The organism is Nostoc sp. CHAB 5715, from assembly GCF_020829685.1.
Classification (GTDB): domain Bacteria; phylum Cyanobacteriota; class Cyanobacteriia; order Cyanobacteriales; family Nostocaceae; genus Nostoc.
In genome coordinates, this window is record NZ_JAIVFR010001027.1 from 1 (window position 1) to 2,515 (window position 2,515).

Consider the following 2,515-nt stretch of genomic DNA (forward strand, 5'->3'; position numbering starts at 1 on the left):
TTCCCAATGCCGTTTCGTCAAAATCAAACCGGGGATGATGATGGGGATACGCCAAATCTTTCTCTGGATTCGCAGAACCTAAAAAGAAATAGCAACCAGGAACCTCTTGCAAGAAAAATGACATATCTTCAGCAGCCATAGTCTGGCATTCTGGCACAATACCCAACGGGGTTTCTACCACTTCTTCTGCTACAATTCGCACCAACTCTGCCATCTTCATATCATTAATTACTGGTGGATAAAGTGACCAGTATTCTAAGTCATAACTCGCACCATGACTTTGACAAATTCCAGCAATAATCTGCTCGACACGCTGGTTAAAAAAGCCTTTTAAACTAGGATTAAAATACCTGACAGTCGCACTCATTCTCGCTGTGTCAGCAATCACATTCCGCTTGGTTCCAGCATGAAGTTCGCCCACTGTCACCACAGCCGAATCAATAGGATTAACATTCCGGGCGACAATGGTTTGCAGAGCATTTACAATTTGGGCAGCAACTACAACGGAATCCACCGTTTGATGGGGTAGTGCGCCGTGTCCACCTTTGCCCAAAATTGTGCAGTTAAAGCACTCCACAGCTGCCATCAACGCCCCAGCCCGCACACCCACTGTTCCCAAGGGCAAATTATTCCACAAGTGCAAACCAATAATTGCATCAACATCAGGATTTTTCAGAACTCCAGCTTCAATCATCGGCTTTGCGCCTCCTGGTGATTCTTCGGCTGGCTGAAAGATAATTTTCACAGTCCCGGAGAAGTCTTGGCGATGCTGTTGGAGATAGTAAGCTGTACCTAATGCGATCGCAGTATGTCCATCATGTCCACAAGCGTGCATCACTCCATCATGCTGCGATTTGTAGGGTACTTCGTTGAGTTCTTGGATTGGCAAAGCATCCATATCTGCCCGAATCGCTAAAACGTGGGGAGTGGGGAGTGGGGAGTGGGGAGTGGGGAGTTTGTTGCCTTTTATGGTCGAAACAATGCCAGTTTGGGCAATGCCAGTTTGGTGGTTAATTCCCCATTCTTGCAGCTTTTGTGAGACAAATTCAGCCGTCAGTTTTTCTTGAAAACCCAACTCTGGTTGTTGATGCAATCGCCGCCGCCACTCTACTAATTGCGGTTGCAATGAGCGAATCGCCAGTCGGATGCGAGATAGGTCAACAGAAGAGGGATTGGGAAAGGTGGAAACCATTATAAAGACAAGCTAGTTTAAGTACAGCTAACTTAGTTTATCGTAGGGCATGGGACTGGAACGTGGGAAGAAAATTAATACCCAATGCCCAATGCCCAATTTAAAGTGCTTGTCGTTACCCACATTTTTGTAAAAGTCAAAGTGTAACCCTGACTGATATCCCGCCCAGAACTGAAGTTCCGCGGCTCATAGCTCAAGTCCACTCAAGTGGACTAAAATTTTTGCTTTTACAGAGTATTGCTATTTACATTACTTACAGCTATTTTCAGGTAAATAGACCACGCGGTAGGGGTTTAGCAATGCTAAACCCCTACGATAGATGTGGTTCAAATACATGAAAACTGCTGTAAGTTGACACCAATGAGCAAAGTTTAGCCCCTACGATAGATGTGGTTCAAATACATGAAAACTGCTGTAAAATCTTATATTTAGTCCTCTTGAGAGGACTTTAGCTATAAGCAAGAGGAATTTATTCCAAGGCGGGATGGCAACGAAGCAAAGATTTATAAAGATGTTGGTAATGACAAGATTTAATGTGTCAGCGTTTCCCAATCTAAATCTGATGCTACTTGAGCAAGTTTATCTAAATCAGTCAGGTTATCTAAATAGGGTAAGCAGCCTAAAACTGGCGTGTTAGTAAGTGATTGAATCAATTGCTGTGGTGTCCAGTCGGCTATTTCTGCATCAGTTCGAGGTTGTACGCAGTTCAGCACAATGCCTTTAAGATTGATGCGCGATTGTCTAGCTAATGCTACGTTCGCCACTGCTTGAGCGATCGCACCCAATCTCACTGGTACTACCAATACCGTTGGTAAACGCCATTCTCCTGCTAAATCGGCTACTGTTAATTCCTCAGTTACAGGCGAACCTAATCCACCCAAAGCTTCTACAAGCAGAAAATCACGCTGCGATCGCAATTTAGATAAAGCTTGCCAAACTACTGCTAAATCTACTTGGCGATTTTCCTGTGCTGCTGCGATCGGAGGGGCTAAAGGTGCTTGAAAGTACAAAGGTGTAATTTCTTCTGAAGATTGTCCTAGTGTAAATAGCTTTTGATACCACTCGCGATCGCCAATCCCCGATTGAATCGGTTTCATGATTCCCCAGCTACGCTGCGGGTAATATTTTTGCCAATAGGCTGCTAACGCTGTTGTTAAAACAGTTTTACCAGCTTCGGTATCAGTTCCAGTAATCAGTAGTGTGTTTAACATTAATTTCTTTGGCCAGAAAACCGTTGCCCTTCCACTAGCAGTTATCCCAATAATATGAGTACCACCATTTGCCCACTGAAAATGATCTAACCATCTTTCTAGACGAGGATTA

At 44.1% G+C, this 2,515-nt stretch carries 2 protein-coding genes; both read right to left on the minus strand.

Going from position 1 to position 2,515, the window contains the following annotated elements:
* On the minus strand, positions 1–1,192 hold a 1,192-nt coding region (locus tag LC574_RS35335; RefSeq protein WP_229458282.1), incomplete at its 3' end, for a M20 family metallopeptidase.
* A 530-nt stretch (positions 1,193–1,722) separates the two neighbouring features.
* Complete coding sequence (gene bioD, locus LC574_RS35340) at positions 1,723–2,403, minus strand: dethiobiotin synthase (protein ID WP_229458283.1); 681 nt, start codon at positions 2,401–2,403, stop codon at positions 1,723–1,725.
* Positions 2,404–2,515 lie beyond the last annotated feature (112 nt).

Coding starts and splice junctions, on each gene's coding strand:
- bioD (WP_229458283.1), bottom strand. CDS start 2,403: ATGTTAAACACACTACTGATTACTGGAACTGATACCGAAGCTGGTAAA.